Origin of the sequence: Roseovarius sp. THAF8, assembly GCF_009363735.1 — a bacterium.
In the GTDB taxonomy this organism is placed as follows: domain Bacteria; phylum Pseudomonadota; class Alphaproteobacteria; order Rhodobacterales; family Rhodobacteraceae; genus Roseovarius.
The window spans coordinates 3367121-3383385 of the sequence record NZ_CP045410.1; the positions used below are offsets into that span (position 1 = coordinate 3367121).

Here is a 16265-nt window from a genome sequence, read left to right on the forward strand (position 1 = left end):
CGCACGATGGTAAGACGCCATGGCGAGAAGGCGGCAGAGGCCGTGCGAGGCCCGTGCCGGAGAGGGCGACCACGCAGAAAAAGGAGAGTGCCCATGTGCCTGACCAGCGAAGCCTTCGCCCTGTTCCTGACGATGATCGGGCCCGAGGCGGTGACCTCGGAAGAGGCGAAAGTGACCATCCACGCGACCGATGGCGATGTCGAATGGCACATCGTCGAGGACCGCTGGTGCACCGACGCGCGCGACACTGACGGCACGGAGGGCTGACGCCGCACCGGTGCCGGGGATGAGCGTGAGCGCAGTCATCTCAGCCTCGGGTTCAATGCGTCGCGCAGCCAGTCGCCCAGGAGGTTGATCGACAGCGCCAGCGCCAGCAGGGTGCCCGCGGGGAAGAGCAGGATCCACCATTCGCCCGAGAACATGAACTCCTGCCCGATGCGGATGAGCGTGCCGAGCGAGGGTTTCGTGGGGGGCGCGCCGACGCCGAGGAAGCTGAGCGTCGCCTCGGCGATGATGGCGAGCGCCAGCGAAATCGTGGCGATGACCAGCACCGGGTTCAGCACGTTGGGCAGGATATGCTTGAGCATGATGATGAAGGGCGAGCGGCCGATCAGGCGGGCGGCCTGCACGTATTCCTTGTTCTTTTCCACCAGCGTCGTGCCGCGCACCACGCGGGCGAACTGCACCCAGTCCGACAGGCCGATGGCGAGGATCAGCACCCACAGAGCCATCTGGTCGCGATAGGCGGGCGGCGTGATGCCCTTGGCGATGCCGAAGATCAGCATCGCGACAAGGATGGCCGGAAAGGTCAGCTGCACATCCGCGATGCGCATGATGATCGTCTCGGTCCAGCCGCCCACGTAACCCGCGATGAGGCCGAGCGTGACGCCGATCAGCATGGCGAGGAAGACCGCCGCGAAGCCCACGAACAGCGAGATGCGCATCCCGTAAAGGATGGTCGAGAACACGTCGCGCCCCTGGTCGTCGGTGCCCAGCAGGAAGGTATCGCCGGTAAAGGCGTTGGCCTGCCCCGGTGGCGTGAAGCCGTTCATCAGGTTCAGAGAGCCGGGGTTGAACGGATCGAACGGCGCGATGAGCGGCGCGAAGACCGCCGACAGGATCAGGATCAGCACCACCGCGAAAGAGGCGATGGCCACCGGCGCGTGCCGGAAGGACCACATGAAATCACTGTCCCAGATGCGGCGAAAGCGGCTGTCGCGCACTTTCGGCGCCGGGGGTGTGACGGGGGTATCGGTCATCAGTGGCCTCCTGCAGCGCTACGGTCCACGCGCAGGCGCGGGTCGATGGCGAAATAGAGCATGTCGACGATGAGGTTGATGCCCACGAACATGACGGAGATCATCATCAGGTAGGCGGCCATCACGGGGATATCGACGAACTGGATCGCGTTGATGAACAAGAGCCCGACGCCGGGCCACTGGAACACCGTTTCGGTGATGATGGCGAAGGCGATGATGGAGCCCAGCTGAAGCCCGGTGATGGTGATGACGGGCACCAAAGTGTTCTTCAGCGCGTGGCGGAAGTTGATCGCGCGTTCACGGATGCCGCGGGCGCGGGCGAAGCGAATATAGTCCATGCGCAGCACCTCGAGCATCTCGGTCCGCACCAGCCGCATGATCAGGGTCATCTGGTAGAGGCCCAGTGTGATTGCCGGCAGGATCAGCGCCTGAAGGCCGGATTTCGTCAGAAACCCGGTGGACCAGCCGTTGACCCAGGTGACCTCGCCGCGTCCGAAACTGGGCAGCCAGCCAAGCTCGACCGAAAAGACATAGATCAGCAGGATGCCGATCAGGAAGGTGGGCAGCGAGACCCCGATCAGCGACAGCGTCATGATGACATTGGCCGAAATCCCGCGCCTTCGGATCGCGGTATAGATGCCAAGCCCGATGCCGCCGATCAGCGCCAGCAGCCCCGACACGAAGGCCAGTTCCAGTGTGGCGGGCAGGCGTTCGATCAAGATGTCGGCCACGGGCCGCCCTTGGCGATAGCTGAGTCCGAAATTGCCCTGAACGGCGTTGGTCAGGAACTTGTAGTACTGGAAAACGAAATTCTGATCGAGGCCCAGCTCGGAGCGCAGGCGCTCGATATCGGCGACGGTGCGTTCCTGGCCAAGCATGTTGTCGACCGGATCACCGACAAAGCGGAACATGGCAAAGGCCACGAGGCCCACCACGAGTAGCACGAGCGCGGACTGGGCCACGCGCCGGATGATGTAAGCTAGCATGTTTCGTCCCCGAAGCGGTCGTCACGCACTGTTATTCTTCTGGCTGTGACGGCAGGCGGGCGGCCCCGGAAGGCCGCCCGCGATTGGCTTAGTTCATCTCGAAGAATTTGAACTTGGGATCGTCCTCGGGGCTGACCTCGGTGCCGACCGCGTCGGTCATGCCCCAGTTCAGCACCTGGTGGTGGATCGGGATGTAGAGCTGTTCGTCCTGAACCACCTGCCAGATCTCGTTGATCGTGGCGTTGCGCGCCTCGAGATCGGTTTCCGAGGCGAGGCTGACGATCTTGGCGTCAAGATCGGGGTTGGAATAGCCCGTGCCGTTCCAGCTGCCGCGTTCGTCGCCGCGGGTGTGGACGAGGAAGTTGAAGATGTATTCCGAATCGTAGGTCGGAACGCCCCAGCCCAGCATGTAGAAATCGGTCTCGCCGTTCTCGATCAGCGGGAAGTGCTGTGCCTTGGGCTTGGCATCCAGGTTCACGGTGACGCCGATCTGCGCCAGCATCCCCACGGCGGCCTGGCAGATCGCCTCGTCGTTGACGTAGCGGTCGTTCGGGCAGTCGAGCTGGATGCTGAACCCGTCGCCATAACCGGCCTCTTCCATCAGGGCCTTGGCGGCCTCGATGTCGGTGGTGGCGCTGCTGTCCATTTCCTCGTTCCAGCCGTTGACGAAGGGCGGGGCGATCATGCCCGCGGGCTGGGATTGCTCGCGCATGACGACCTGCTTGATGGCGTCGCGGTTGATGGCCATGGACATCGCCTTGCGCACCTTGGCGTCGGCCAGCGGGTTGGCGCCATCGACGTCGTCATTCTCGATATCGTCGGCGCCCATGTTCATGCCGAAGAAGATCACCCGGTTCTGCGGCGCGGTCTTGACCACGAGGCCGTCAGTGTCGCCGACGCGGCCAAGGTCCTGCACCGGAACGTCCTGGATGAAGTCGACCTCGCCCGACAGGAGTGCTGCCACGCGGGTGGCGGCGTTCTGGATCGGGGTATAGACGATTTCGGTCACGTCGAGCGGGAACTCGTCCTTGCCCCAGTAATTCTCGTTGGCTTCCAGCACGGTCTTCACGTCGGGTTCGCGGCTGACCAGGGTAAAGGCGCCGGTGCCGTTGGTGTTGGACGAGGCGAAGGTGGTTTCGCCGCCGGCCACGTCCTGCACGGCGACGGCGTCGTTTTCCTCGGCCCAGCCCTTGTCCATCATGAAAAGGTTGGTGAGGTTGGCCGGAAGGATCGGGTTGGGGCCGTCGGTGACGAACTCGACGGTGTGGTCGTCAACGGCGCGCACCTCTTTGATCGAGGTCAGGAGTTCCTTCATCGCGGACGTTTCGGACTTGGCACGGTTGATCGAGAACACCACGTCCTCGGCGGTGAAGTCGGCGCCGTCGTGATAGGTGACGCCCTGGCGCAGGGTGAAGACCCAGACGTTCGGGTCGTCCTCTTTCGGCGCCCAGTCGGTCGCCAGAGCGGCCTGGAACTCGCCCGAGTGGTCGCGGATAATCAGCGGCTCGTAGATCTGGTGCGAGAGCGTGTGCGTCGGCCCTTCGTTCTGGGCGTGGGGGTCGAGCGTCAGCGAGTCGCCCGCGCGGGCCCATCGCAGCGTTTCGGCCGAGGCGCCGGTCATCGCCGTGGAAGCGAGAAGTGCGGCGGCAAGGACTGTCTTGGTTTTCATGAATATCTCCCTGGATATCGCCCGGGTTGATCCTCGGGCTGATCCCGAAAACATAACTTAGTGTTCCGGCTCTGCAAGCAAACGAATGGGAAGATGCCTTCACGTCACTTGAAAAACGGAAGGCGAAACCGGCAGGACGGGCGTGGATGCGGGGTGACGCGCGGGCGATACGGGCTATCGTTGGCCTGCGGAGCCCTGTGGAAGAGGAACGGCGAAGACCATGAAGATGCGGCGGAAATCGGACTTGCCGACCAAGGTTTGCGCGGCCTGCGGGCGGCCTTTCGCTTGGCGCAAGAAGTGGGAGAAGGTCTGGGACGAGGTGCGCTATTGCTCGGAACGCTGCAAGCGGGCGCGGGGCTGAAATCAGGCGAAACGCGCAAGGATCGGGTCGAGATCGACCCTGGCGCGGAGCCGTTCGGCCAGCAGATAGCAGCCCAGAACCTTGCGTTGCAGCAAGAGCGTGTCGGTGGGCGGCGCATGGATATCGACCTGCTCGTCGGCCAGAAGCAGCCCCTCGCGGCGCAGGCGGGCCAAGAGGCCGCAGGTGGCGAAATCGAGCGTGCCGCCCTGGCGCAAGGGTTCGGCGGCGAGTTCGAAAAGCCGCAGGATATGGGCGCGGTCCGTGGCGGTGGTGTCGGTGCCGACGAGGCCGATGGCGATCATTGCGTCCCAGGCGGCGTCCATGTCGCCGCTGAGCGCGGCGTTGAAGAGGGCGCGATAGCTGCCCACGCGCTCGGGCTCGAATTGAAGCGTCGCGCCGAAATCCAGAAGGACGATACGGCCCGTGTCGGGCTGGTAGCGGTAGTTGGCGAAATTGGGGTCGGTCTGCATGTCGTGCAACTCGAACAGCTCGCGCAAGGTGAGCGTGATGAGCGCCGTGGCGATGCGGTCGCGGGTGGGCTGGTCCATGTCGGCGGCGGCGTCGATGCTCTGGCCTTCGACATAGGTCATGGCTAGGATGTCGCGTGTGCTGAGGTCGTGCTGGACCTCGGGCAGTATGAAATCGCTGTCGTCGGCAAGGTGGGCGCGGAAACGGGTGAGGGCGGCGGCCTCGCGGGTGTAATCCGTTTCCTCGTGCAGTTGCGCCGCCGCGTCGGTTAGCATCCGGTCCGTGTCGAAGCTGGCGGGCATCATGCCGGAGTGGCGCAGGATCAGGCCGAGGTTGCGCATGTCGCTGTCGATGCTGTCGCGGATGCCGGGATATTGCACCTTGATCGCAAGGTCGCGGCCATCGCGGGTCTGTGCGCGGTGGACCTGCCCGATGGAGGCCGCGGCGATGGGATGTACGTCGAAGCGTTTGAAATGGCGCAGGAAATCGCGGCCCCAGTTGGCGGCCAGAACTTTCTTCAGCTGCGAAGGCGGCATGAATTGCGCGTCAGCGCGCAGGCGGGCGAGGATTTCGGCCAGCTCGGGCGGGAGCATGTCGGCGGTTTCCATCGACAGAAGCTGACCCGCCTTCATGGCGGCGCCGCGCATGTTGGCCAGATGGTCGGCCACGCGGGTGACGTTGGACGGTGTCATCAGCAGGTCCTGCAGGCGGGGTTTGCGGCCGCGCAGCAAGTCCCATCCGCCGCGGGTGGCGACGTTGCCCGCCAGCGCGGTCGCCATGCCGCCGGTGCGGGCCATGCGCGAAAACCGCCCGGTGGGCACGCGCGCGGCGCGCTTGCGGTCAGGCGGGTTCTGATCGTTCATCGCGTGCCCTCGGTGCGGTCTTCCAGCCGAGGGCCGAGGAGACGGACAAGCGCCGGGCGCAGCCGCAAAAAGGCGCGGTAGGCCAGTTCGGCCACCGGCACGACGCCGGGGATGCGTGACAGCCTGGCAAGGTGGCGCCAGCCGGGCAGGCGCTTCCAAACCTCGAAAAAGCCGGCGGCGCCGGACACCAGAGTGCCATCGGGGCGGCGGGTGTGGAAGCGGCCCATTGCGGCCTCGCGGTCAAGGTCGGGTGCCGGATCGTCGGCGCTGCGCGAGATGTCGGTGAAGGCGATGCGGCCTGCCCGGTCGCGTTTGCGGTAAAAACCGATCTCGGCACGGCAGAGCGGGCAAGAGCCGTCGTAATAGACCGTCAGTCGGGGATCGTTTTCGCCCGTCACGGTCAGCCCGCGTCCTTGCCCAGATCGGGCGCGCGTTTGAGAATCCGCTGGAGGGTGCGGCGGTGCATGTTCAGCAACTCGGCGGTCTTGGTGATGTTGCCGTCGGTGCGTTCAAGGAAGCGTTCAATGTGCACGCGCTTGGCCTCTTCGGGCGAAATCGGGTTTTCCGGCGCGGGCGGCTGGACCCCTTCGGCGGCAAGCAGCGCATCGACGATCTCGTCGCCGTCGGCGGGCTTGGCGAGATAGTCGACAGCACCCAGTTTCACGGCGGCGACGGCCGTGGGCGTGTCGCCATAGCCCGTCAGGACAAGGGCGCGGGCCGATTTGCGCTGTTTCTTGAGCATCTCGATGACCTCGAGCCCGGAGCCTTGGCCGAGATGCAGGTCGATGATGGCAAAGGCCGGCTGGCGGGTCTCGATCGCGGCGGCGGCCTCGGCCACGGTGCCGACCGGGATCGGATCGAAGCCGCGGCTGGCCATGACCTTGGACAATTGCTCGCGGAAGACGTCGTCATTCTCGACGATCAGGAGCGTGGTGTCTTTGGGTAGCTGTTTCATATCATCCTCTCTGCACGTGATACGTGCGGGCGGCGCGGTTGGATGACCGCCGGGGCCGGGGTGCGACAGTTTGCGCAGGGCGTGGCCCGAAATGCCGACGGCGCCCCGGGGTGACCCGGAGCGCCGTCTGTTTTTGCACGTTTCGGCAATGGCTTAGCCCGGTTGCACCCGGTCCGCATCCATCACCTTGGCCCACGCCTTGACGAAGTCCTTGACGAACTTGCCGCCATTGTCCGCCTGGGCATAGACCTCGGCCTGGGCGCGCAGCTGCGAGTTGGAGCCGAAGACGAGGTCGCAGCGGGTCGCGTCCCACTTCTTGTCGCCGGTCTTGCGGTCCTTGCCGACAAAGGTCATGCCCTTGTCATCGGTGGCTTCCCAGACGGTGCCCATGTCCATCAGGTTGACGAAGAAGTCGTTGCTGAGCGTGCCCGGACGGTCGGTAAAGACGCCATGCGCGGTGCCGCCGTAGTTGGTGCCCAGCATACGCAACCCGCCGATCAGAACGGTCATCTGCGGCGCCGAAAGGCCCAGCAGATGCGCGCGGTCGATCATCAGTTCCTCGGCGGAAACCGTGAAGTCGCCGGAGAGGTAGTTGCGGAACCCGTCGGCCTGCGGCTCCATGATCTCGAAGGACTCGGCGTCGGTCATCTCGTCGGTGGCGTCGGTGCGGCCCGGGGTGAAGGGCACGGTGACCTCATGACCGCCCGCCTTGGCCGACGCTTCGACCGCCGCGTTGCCGCCGAGAACGATCAGGTCGGCCATCGAGATCTTCTTGCCACCCGAGGCCGACGCGTCGAAATCGGCCTTGATGCCTTCCAGAACCTTCAGAACCTTCGCCAGCTGCTTGGGCTGGTTCACCTCCCAGTCCTTTTGCGGGGCCAGACGGATACGCGCACCGTTGGCACCGCCGCGCATGTCCGAGCCGCGGAAGGTCGAGGCCGAGGACCACGCGGTGTAGGCCAGTTCGGAGACCGACAGACCGGAATCGCGGATCTTGGCCTTGAGCGTCTTGACGTCCGCCTCGTCGACCAGCGGGTGATCGACCTCGGGCACCGGATCCTGCCAGATCAGCACTTCGTCAGGTACCTCGTTGCCCAGATACATGTTGCGCGGGCCCATGTCGCGGTGGGTCAGCTTAAACCACGCGCGGGCGAAGGCGTCCGCGAACTCGTCGGGATTGGCATGGAAATGGCGCGAGATCTTCTCGTACTCGGGGTCCATGCGCATCGCCATGTCGGCGGTGGTCATCATGATGTGCTGGTTGCGGGTCGAGGGGTCCTCGGGATCGGGGGCCATATCCTCGGGCTTCTGGTCCTTGGGCTGCCATTGCCACGCGCCGGCGGGGCTTTTGACCAGTTCCCACTCGTAGCCGAACAGCACGTCGAAATAGCCCATGTCCCACTTGGTGGGGTTGGGCGTCCAGGCGCCTTCGATGCCCGAGGTGATGGCGTCACGGCCCTTGCCCGAGCCGTAGGTCGAGAGCCAGCCGAAGCCCTGGGCCTCCATCGCGCCGGCCTCGGGTTCGTTGCCCACATGCGAGGGGTCGCCAGCGCCGTGCGCCTTGCCGAAGGTGTGGCCGCCGGCGGTGAGCGCGACGGTTTCATAGTCGTTCATCGCCATACGCGCGAAGGTTTCGCGGATGTCGCGGGCCGAGGCCAGCGGATCGGGCTGGCCGTCGGGGCCTTCGGGGTTGACGTAGATCAGGCCCATCTGCACGGCGGCCAGCGGGTCCTCCAGCTTGCGGTCGCCGGAATAGCGGCTGTTGGGTTTGTCGGACGTGGCAAGCCACTCTTTTTCCGAACCCCAATAGACGTCTTCCTCGGGTTCGAACACGTCCTTGCGCCCGCCGCCGAAGCCAAAGATCGGGCCGCCCATGTCTTCGATCGCCATGTTGCCGGCGAGGATCATCAGGTCGGCCCAGGAAATCGCGTTGCCGTATTTCTGCTTGATCGGCCACAGCAGGCGGCGGGCCTTGTCGAGGTTGCCATTATCTGGCCAGCTGTTGAGCGGGGCAAACCGCTGGGTGCCCGAGCGCGAGCCGCCGCGACCGTCAGAGGTGCGGTAGGTGCCGGCCGAGTGCCACGCCATGCGGATGAAGAAGCCGCCATAGTGGCCATAGTCGGCGGGCCACCAGTCCTGGCTGTCGGTCATCAGCGCCTTCAGGTCTTTTTTCAGCGCCTCCATGTCGAGGCCCTTGAAGGCTTCGGCATAGCTGAAGTCCGGGCCCATGGGGTCGGATTCAGGGGTGTTCTGATGCAGGATCTTGAGGTTCAGCTGGTTCGGCCACCAATCGCGGTTGGACTGGACGCTGAACCGCGTCGCACCATGCATGACCGGGCATTTGCCGGAATTTTCGAGATCGTTGCCGTCCATAGAGTCTCTCCCAGGGTTTGCTGTCTGACGTTGCCGGATGCGCGTGATCCGGGCCGATTGCTTCGTGAGAAGACGTAAGCATTGCCGCGCGCGATGCAACGCGGGAATCGCTTCTCCGGGCGGACCATAGCAAGGCAATGCAATGAGAATAAGTTGCAATTATTGATTGGATTGATAAATATTTCTTATGAAAAACCTTTCGCTGAAACAGTTGCGCTATTTCGAGGTGCTGGCCCGGACGGGCCATTTCGGGCAGGCCGCCGAGATCTGCGCGGTGACCCAGCCGGCGCTGTCGGTGCAGATCAAGGCGCTGGAGGCGGCGGCGGGGGCGGCGCTGTTCGAGCGCACCACGCGCGAGGTGCGGCTGACCGGGTTCGGCGCGGAGTTCGCCGCGCGCGTGCGCGAGATCCTTCGGTCGGTCGATGAGCTGTCGGACCTTGCGCGCAAGGCGCAGGAAGGGCTGAGCGGGCGGCTGCGGCTGGGAGTCATCCCGACGATTGCGCCTTACCTTTTGCCACGATTCCTGACGCGGCTGGGCGCGGAATTTCCCGACCTGGACGTGCAGGTGCGCGAGAGCATCACGCCGCGCCTGATCGCGGAACTGGGCGAGGGCGGGCTGGACCTGGCGATCGTGGCGCTGCCGGTGTCGGAGCGGTCGCTGGAGGAATGCGCGATCTTCGAGGAGCCGATGATGCTGGTGCGGCCCGAGGCCGAGGCGGAGGCGCCGGTGCCGGAGGTGACGGCCCTGCACGAGCGGCGGCTGTTGCTGCTGGAGGAAGGACATTGCTTTCGCGACCAGGCGCTGGCGTTTTGCAACATTCCGGGCGGCGGGCCGCGCGACGGTCTGGAAGGCACATCGCTGTCGACGCTGGTTCAGATGGTGGGCGCGGGCATGGGCATTACCCTGATCCCCGAGATGGCGGTGCCGGTGGAAACCCGGTCGGCCCCGGTGTCGGTGGCGCGGTTCAGCGACCCGCAGCCCAAGCGGCAGGTCGGCATGGTGTGGCGCAGGACCAGCCCGCTGGCCGATCGGTTTCGGGCCATCGCGGACCTGCTGGCGCCGGAGGGGGCCGAACCGTCCGAGGCGGCTCAAAGCGTTTTGCCTCTAACCTGAGCTATCGGCGAAAGGCGAAACGCGTGCGACGATCGGCTGTTGTGCTGCGTTTCGCGAAAAGCTGTGATTCAGGATTATCGCGAAACGCTTTAGTAGTCTTTTTCGAAGAAGATGCCGACGCCGGTATTGCCGGTGGTGCTGGTCGAGCCCTTGACGGTGACGTTCCGGCCGATGTCGAGGTTCAGGTTGATCTCCTGGTTGCCTTCGCTGTCGGCAGTGACCTCGGAATAGAGGTTTTCCGACAGGTAGGCGCCGGCGGTGACCTGGGTTGCACCGTCCTCGGAGGTCGACACGTCGAGGTCGCTGAGGCCAAGGGCGCCGCGAATGTCCAGACCGCCCGAGCGCTGGCCTGACAGGGTGGCGGCGGCGGCGACAAGCTGGGCTGCCTGGAAGGCCGAGATGTCTTCGAGTCCGCGCCCAAAGAGCAGCCGCGCGACGGCCTCGTCCTGGGGCAGGTCGGGGACGGATTCGAAGCTGACGGAAGGCGAGCTTGCCAGGCCCTCAATGATGGTGCGGACAAGGATGCCGTCATTTTCCGTCTCGGCCACGAAGCGCAGGTAGGGGTCGAGCGCGCCGCGCAGGTCGATGACCCCTTCCGTCAGCTCGAGGCGGCGGCCGAGAATGTCGAGCCGTCCGCGAATGAGCTCAAAGAGGCCGCTGGGCACCACATCGGCCGTGGTCCCCTGAAGGCGGACGCGTCCGCCCAGTTCGGCGTCGAGGCCGCGGCCGCGCACGAAGATCCGGTTGGGGGCGTTGATTACGAGGTCGAGCGGAAAGACAACGGGAGCGCCGTCGCGGTCCTGGCCGATGATGCCGGCGCGGGTCCGGGTCTGGCGCACTGCGGCGGGCTCGCCGATATGCGTGATCTCGGGGATGTCGCCCGGCGAGCGCGTACCGCTGCCCGAGGGGACCCGCAGTTCGGTGCGGCCCAGGTTGACTATGCCGGCGATGGTCGCGCCGCCGGTGAGCGGGCCGTTGATGCCGACCTGGCCCGACAGGGTGGTGGTGTAGAGGTCGGGGTCGGTGACGACAAGATCGTTGAGCGCGGCTTCGAGATTGGCGTTGAAGGGGGCGGACAGGGTGATCGGGCCGCGCACGCGGAAATTGCCGCCGGTGCCCATGGAGGCTGTGATGTCGGTCTCGGCCCGGCCCGAGGCGAGGCGCACGGCGCCGCCGATGCCGGTGATGGCCGTCGAGAGGCTGGGCAGGGCGAGCCGGCCGTTCGAGACGTTGATCACACCCGACAGGGAATTCAGGGCGGGCGGGCCGTTGACGCTGAGGTCGAAGTTGGCGAGGCCGGTGATGGAACGTGGCGCAAGAAACGGGTTGGCCAGCGCCAGGGGCGCGGAGCCGTTGACGTCGATGTCGAGGCTGTTGCCGTACCCGTTGATCGACCCGTTGACGCGGGCATTGGTGCCGCCCGGGCCGGACGCGTCGAGCGACAGGCGGATCTGTTCGCCGGTCCGGTCGACGATGGTGATCGTGCCGTTGGCCGAGACCGCGCCGGGGAATTCGGGGACAAAAATGCCAAGGTCTGCAAGGCGTGCCGACAGGTTGACCGGCGCGCCGGGGCCGCTGCCTTCGGCGTCGACGGTCACGCGGGGTGTCTGGATGTCGATGTAGCGGATGCCGGGCGCGGATTCGCCCAGGGCGACGGAGGCGCGGGCGTCGATGCTGCCGGCGATCAGCTGGTCGAGCTGGGCGATGCCGGTGCGCAGGTTCGAGCCATCGATATCGGTGGTGATGTCGAGGGTGCGGCCGCGAACCTGTCCCGATCCTTCGAGGGTCATGTCGAGGCTGCCGGTCAGCGGACGGTTCAGGAGCGGCGCGAGGCGCGACAGGTCGCTGGCGTTGAGGGTCATCTGGCCTTCGACCGGCAGCAGCGTGTCCTCGGGGAAGACCGCGCCGGTGGCCGAGAGCGTCGTGCCGGCGCCCGAGGCGTCGAGGCGCGAGATGGTGACGGCGCCGCCTTTTTCCCAGGTCGCGGCGGCGTCGAGGGTGGCGGGGCCGGACATGCGCGGCTCGATCCGGGCAAGTTCGGCGATGGCGGCCTTTACGGTCAGTTCGCCATCGTCGGAATCAAGCCGTCCCGAGGCGTCGGCCTCGAGTGCAGGAGTGCGCACCGAGAAGCGGTCCAGCACGGTGCCGTCGGTGTCGCGCTGCGCGGCGACGGAGAGCGTGCCCGCGCCGGCCATCAGAGCGTCGACACGCGGCTCGCCGATTTCGACGTCGTTGGTTTCGGCGTCAAGCACGATGTCGAACGCGCCGCCGCGGATGCGGCCGGAGCCTTCGAGCACAACGGTCGCGGCGCCGTCCAGATCGCGGCCGGCGAGTTGGGCAAAGCGCGACAGGTCCGTCGCCGCCAGCGTGATCTTGCCCTCGGCAGGCAGGTTGGGGTTTTCGGGGAAGACCGCGCCGCTGCCCGTCAGCGTGGCGTCCGCCAGGGTGGCCTCGAGCGCCGAGATGTTGAGCGCGTCGCCAGAGTTCCAGTTGATCGAGGTGGTCAGGGTGGCCGGGCCGGAGAGCGTGGGCTCGACCTGGGCGACGTTTTGCAGCCGGGCCTCGATATCCAGCTGGCCTTCGTTCGAGTCGAGCCGGCCCGAGGCGTTGGCGGCGAGGGCCTGGGTCTGGATGGTCAGGCGTTCCAGCACGGTGCCGGTGGTGTCGCGGCGCGCGGCGAGCGCCAGCGTACCCTGGCCGGTCATCAGGGGATCAAGGCGGGGCTGTCCGATGGCAAGGTCGTTGGTTTCGGCCTCGAGTTCGATGTCGAACGCGCCGCCCAGGAGGGTGCCGGTGCCTTCGAGCGTTGCGTTGGCGGCACCGGAAATGTCCTGGTTCGAGATGGCGGCGAAGCGCGAGAGGTCGGCGGCGTTGAGCGTGGCGCTGCCGGTGAAGGGGAAGCCGTCTTCGAGGCTTTCCAGTTCACCATCGGCGGTGAGGGTGACGTTGCCGCTTTCGACGTCGAGCGCGTCGATGACCAGCGGCTGGTCCTGTTGCCACGCAAGGGTCATCGTGCCCGAGGGCGCGGTACCGATGGCCTCGGCCAATGCGGGATCGGAATGATCCACGCCTTCGGCGTTGAATTTCAGGTCACCGGAAAACGATCTGTCCGGGGCGTCGGTGATCCGGCCGGTCCCCGAGAGCGTGGCGCGATCCACGCTCAGCCCGTCCTGCAGCAGATCGACAATCTGGACCTCGGCCTGCCAGGCATCGTCCTCGGCGGCGTCGAAGCTGGCGTTGAGGCGGGCGTTCTGAAGGGTGGTGGGCGCGCCGGATACGGGCAGGCGGACCACCTCTCCGTCGTCGCTGCCGATGCGGCCTTGCAATTGCATGGTTTCGGGCCAGCCAGAGGCGGAGAGGGCCAGGTTGCCCTGAAGCTCGAGCGCCTCGGACCGGATGGAAAGCTCGTCGAGCACGAGACGTCCGCTGGACTGCGACTGGCCGGAGACGGCAAGCGCGGTGGCCTCGCCGAAGAACGGCTGGAACTGCTCTTCGAAGAGCGGGCGCAGGTCGCCGTCGAGGTCGGCGGCGAAGGTGTAGCCCTGGGTGTCGTCGCCGTCGATGGCGCCGACATTGACCGTGCCGCCGAAGCGTTCTTGTCCGTCAGAGCTGAGCAGGATGCGGGCCGAGAAATCCGACAGCGGAGCGTCGCCGGCCACCTGCAGGCGCAGGGCAGGCGTATCGGGAATGCCGAGCAGGGTGGAGACGATGCCTTCGGGTCCTTCCTGGAAATCTAGATCGAGGGCCAGGACGCGGCTTTCGTTCTCGAACGAGCCTTCGAAGGTAAGGCTGTCTTCACGATCCAGTCGCTGGATGGCGAGGTTTGCGGCGCCTTGGCCGTCGGCAAGGTTGGCGCTGCCTTCCAGCGACAGCCGGGCCGGTTCGCCGAGAACGGACTCGCCAAGTTCGACCGTCTCGATCTGAACCAGTTCGACATTCACCGAGACCGGCAATTCGGGCAGGGCGAACTGGGTCGCCTCGGCGTCGTCGGGGCTGACGGATTCGCCACCCGAGGGCAGACGTTCGAGGATGACTTCGGCGGCGGTCAGTTCGTCGACCTCGAGCCGGCCGCGCAGCAGGGCGGACCGGGACCACACAAGCGAGGCATCGCGAAGGGTCAGCCAGACGCCGTCCTCGTCGGCGATGGTCAGCGACTCGAGCGTGGCATTGGACGACAGCGCGCCGCGAAAGCCGGTGACGGTCACGTCGCGGCCGGCGCCGGAGAGATTATCCTGCAGCCAATCCTCGATGAAGGACTTGTCCTCCTCGGCCTGATCCTGTGCCAGAGCGGGTGCGGCCAGGCCAAGCGTGAGGACCATCAAAAGAAGAGAAAGCAGAACGCGCATCAGAATGCCTGACCAATACCAATATAGAACTCGTAATCCTGGCCCGCGTCTCCGTCGAGCGGCGTGGCCACGTCAAAGCGGATCGGGCCGATGCCGGTATCGTAGCGCACGCCGAAACCCGCGCCGGAGTGCCAGTCGCCGGTGCCGGAGCCGAAGCTGTCGCGGCCCACGTAGCCTGTGTCGGCAAAGCCCACCACCTGCCAGCTGTCGGCAACGCGGGCGCGCAACTCGCCCGACACGGCGAGGAACGACCGCCCGCCACTGGTGTTGCCGCCGCCGAGATCCACGCCAAGGGATTGATAGGGCTGGCCGCGGACGGTGTTGGACCCGCCGGAGAAGAACAGCATGTCGGGTGGTACGTCGAGCAGAGATGCGCCGGTCACCGAACCCAGCTGGGTGCGCCCGGCCAGCACGATCGTATCGTTTTCGCCGAAGCCCACATAGGTCCGCGCGTCGGCGTAGAGACGGAAAGCGGGATCGCCTGCATCCAGCGCCAGGAACGGTGTGGCTTCGAGCCCGACATAGAACCCTTCGGTCGCGTTGAGCGCGTCGTCGCGATTGTCGAAGGTCAGCTTGCCAGGGAGCAGCAGAAGTTGGTTGGTGCGCGAGCCGAGGTCGTCGTCGATTTCGGCATACTGGTAGGCGATGCCAAGCTCGCCTTCCAACTCGTCGGAGAAGATGTGCGAGACACCGCCGCCGATTTCGAAGGTGGTCTGGCGGTATTCCTCTTCGTCCAGTTCCTCGATGCGTGCTTCGAGAAAGGCCGTGGTGTCGGGCGTGAAGGTTGCGGGACGTTCGAACCGGGCAGACAGGCGGTAGTCGATACCGCCCGAGTCGCCGCCGATGCCGCCGACCTCGCCCTCGATCCGAAAGCGTTCGGCGCCTCCCAAAAGGTTGCGGTGGAGCCAGAAGCCGCTGAGCGTCAAGCCTTCGAGCGAGGCGATTTCGGCGCCGAAGCCGATGCGGCGCGGCTTGGCGTCGATCACTTCGGCCTGGATGTCGAGCGTGCCGTCGGGGTTGGGCACGGCGGCTTCGTTCAGCACGACCGAGCGGAAGGCGCCGGTGCGGCGCAGGCGCTGGCTGGCGTCATCGAGTTCTTCCGGCGAGAAAACCTTGCCCGAGGGCAGGCCGGCGATGGCGCGGATGCGGTTGGCCCGCACGGCACTGGGGCGGGTGATCACCAGATCGCCGAAGCGCAGGCGTGGGCCCGGCGAAAGACGGATGTCACTGGCGAGCGTGGCATTGCGATGATCGGCGGTGATCGACTGGCCGCTGAGTTCTACCTTGGCGTGGCCGGCCTCGCGCCAGCCGGTGACGCCGGCCTCGGCCGCGTCCGAGATGACCGTGGCGGCGGCGGGCTGTCCACGCGCGTAGCCTTCGGGAAGTTCGGTTTCGGGAGCCACAGGGCCGATAGCGGCGCGCGAGAAGGTGAAGGGCGGGCCGGGCTGAACGATCACGTCGACGCGGTTGATGCGGTTGGGGCCGGCGATGGGCGAGATGTCGGAAGCCTCGCGGCCGTCGACGCGAATGCTGACGACACCGCCGTAAAACCCCGCGTCATAGAGCGCGCCGACCATGCGGGCATAGTCGGCACGGGCGGCCGCGAGAATGTCTTGCGCCGTGGCGTCCTCGGAATCCGCGGTTTCGACCGTGAGGGACGACCTGCTGAGATACTCCGCGATGTCCTGAGGCCCACCGCGGACCTGGACGGCGGCCTCGGTGGAAAAGGCGGCACGCACGCCGAGAGTCAGACAAACCAGCACGAACCAGGGCGTAACGCTACGAGACGGCAACAACAGGGCAGCTCCATTTCCGGGGCCCGTTTCGGCCCCACGTCAGTGAAGACGGGAAAAGGTACGCGCAGGACCTGT

At 66.0% G+C, this 16265-nt stretch carries 12 protein-coding genes; 3 read left to right on the forward strand and 9 right to left on the reverse strand.

What is annotated here, in order from left to right:
• Positions 1–93: 93 nt before the first annotated feature.
• On the forward strand, positions 94–267 hold the full coding sequence (locus FIU85_RS22080; RefSeq protein ID WP_172978905.1) for a hypothetical protein: 174 nt from the start codon (positions 94–96) through the stop codon (positions 265–267).
• Positions 268–302: 35 nt separating this feature from the next.
• Here FIU85_RS22080 and FIU85_RS16455 read toward each other — a convergent pair whose 3' ends face one another.
• From FIU85_RS16455 to FIU85_RS16465, 3 genes are all read right to left on the reverse strand, one after another.
• Positions 303–1259 (reverse strand): ABC transporter permease, encoded by a 957-nt coding sequence (locus FIU85_RS16455; protein ID WP_152497657.1) that lies wholly within the window; start codon positions 1257–1259, stop codon positions 303–305.
• Positions 1259–2245, reverse strand: coding sequence for an ABC transporter permease (locus FIU85_RS16460; RefSeq protein ID WP_152497658.1), 987 nt, complete (start codon positions 2243–2245; stop codon positions 1259–1261). Before FIU85_RS16460 ends, FIU85_RS16455 begins: the two co-directional genes overlap by 1 nt.
• Positions 2246–2333: 88 nt before the next feature.
• Complete coding sequence (locus FIU85_RS16465; protein ID WP_152497659.1) at positions 2334–3914, reverse strand: ABC transporter substrate-binding protein; 1581 nt, start codon at positions 3912–3914, stop codon at positions 2334–2336.
• Positions 3915–4134: 220 nt separating this feature from the next.
• On the opposite strand from FIU85_RS16465, the gene FIU85_RS16470 reads away from it, so the two are divergent.
• Complete coding sequence (locus tag FIU85_RS16470) at positions 4135–4275, forward strand: DUF2256 domain-containing protein (protein ID WP_152493318.1); 141 nt, start codon at positions 4135–4137, stop codon at positions 4273–4275.
• Between the two features lie 2 nt (positions 4276–4277).
• Here FIU85_RS16470 and FIU85_RS16475 read toward each other — a convergent pair whose 3' ends face one another.
• The 4 genes from FIU85_RS16475 to katG all read right to left on the reverse strand — a co-directional run bounded on the left by FIU85_RS16475 (position 4278) and on the right by katG (position 8934).
• Positions 4278–5606, reverse strand: coding sequence for an AarF/ABC1/UbiB kinase family protein (locus tag FIU85_RS16475; protein WP_152497660.1), 1329 nt, complete (start codon positions 5604–5606; stop codon positions 4278–4280).
• Positions 5603–6004, reverse strand: coding sequence for a thiol-disulfide oxidoreductase DCC family protein (locus FIU85_RS16480; protein WP_152497661.1), 402 nt, complete (start codon positions 6002–6004; stop codon positions 5603–5605). The genes FIU85_RS16475 and FIU85_RS16480 overlap by 4 nt, the downstream gene beginning before the upstream one ends.
• A gap of 2 nt (positions 6005–6006) precedes the next feature.
• Complete coding sequence (locus FIU85_RS16485) at positions 6007–6561, reverse strand: response regulator transcription factor (RefSeq protein ID WP_152493315.1); 555 nt, start codon at positions 6559–6561, stop codon at positions 6007–6009.
• A 153-nt stretch (positions 6562–6714) separates the two neighbouring features.
• Positions 6715–8934, reverse strand: coding sequence for a catalase/peroxidase HPI (katG, locus tag FIU85_RS16490; RefSeq protein ID WP_152497662.1), 2220 nt, complete (start codon positions 8932–8934; stop codon positions 6715–6717).
• 187 nt (positions 8935–9121) lie between these two features.
• On the opposite strand from katG, the gene FIU85_RS16495 reads away from it, so the two are divergent.
• Positions 9122–10048, forward strand: a complete 927-nt coding sequence (locus tag FIU85_RS16495; protein WP_152497663.1) for a hydrogen peroxide-inducible genes activator — start codon at positions 9122–9124, stop codon at positions 10046–10048.
• 89 nt (positions 10049–10137) lie between these two features.
• Here the strand turns inward: FIU85_RS16495 and FIU85_RS16500 are convergent, their stop codons facing one another.
• Together FIU85_RS16500 and FIU85_RS16505 are read right to left on the reverse strand one after the other, a co-directional pair.
• Entirely contained in the window at positions 10138–14394 is a 4257-nt protein-coding gene (locus FIU85_RS16500) for a translocation/assembly module TamB domain-containing protein (RefSeq protein WP_152497664.1), read from the reverse strand.
• Positions 14394–16190, reverse strand: a complete 1797-nt coding sequence (locus FIU85_RS16505) for an autotransporter assembly complex family protein (RefSeq protein ID WP_254702929.1) — start codon at positions 16188–16190, stop codon at positions 14394–14396. Before FIU85_RS16505 ends, FIU85_RS16500 begins: the two co-directional genes overlap by 1 nt.
• Positions 16191–16265 lie beyond the last annotated feature (75 nt).